Origin of the sequence: Gluconobacter sp. P1D12_c (assembly GCF_018812105.1) — a bacterium.
GTDB lineage: Bacteria > Pseudomonadota > Alphaproteobacteria > Acetobacterales > Acetobacteraceae > Gluconobacter > Gluconobacter oxydans_A.
Genome location: NZ_JACSIQ010000290.1, coordinates 1 through 526, shown reverse-complemented (window position 1 = coordinate 526; position 526 = coordinate 1). Strand labels below are relative to the sequence as shown.

At 43.2% G+C, this 526-nt stretch carries 1 protein-coding gene; it reads right to left on the bottom strand.

Annotated features, from left to right (window positions below):
- On the bottom strand, window positions 1-375 hold a 375-nt coding region (locus tag KP705_RS16795; RefSeq protein WP_215765081.1), incomplete at its 3' end, for a hypothetical protein.
- Window positions 376-526: the final 151 nt, after the last annotated feature.

Below are 526 nucleotides of genomic sequence, written 5' to 3'. Positions count from 1 at the left end.
CGTGTCCTGCAACCACTTGACCGACCGAGCTTGCCAACGCTTACAATCGGCATCCATCTCACCTGGCCAAGACAGAACAATGCACGCCATAGTATTTTGAGTGCTTCTGATTTTCCTGCTCTTGCCATTCTTCTGAACATCAACAGCACCATCGCAAGCCTGCTCATGCTCACGCTCAAGAGCTTCTAAATCCTGACCAAAAACGAGAACCGGCTTGCCTGGATTTTCAACATGCAAACAGGCATCCGGATTTCTCCGGGTAGCCTCATCTATAGTCTCTTTAATATTCCACTTCTTAGACTTCGTTGCCTTGTCGGAAGGCTTTACAAGCACTTTACGACTCAGCATCTCAAAATGTGCGAATTGATAACTCATGACAACGATCCAAAAAATTTCTCGCAAATCGTTGAGAGTCTTCTTTTAAAATCATCAGACGTACAATTTTCCAAATCTAAATTATCGATACTCGAATACAAACCATCCTTGTCACATTCTTCTAAATCTTTAACCCAAAGGCGTATCTCAT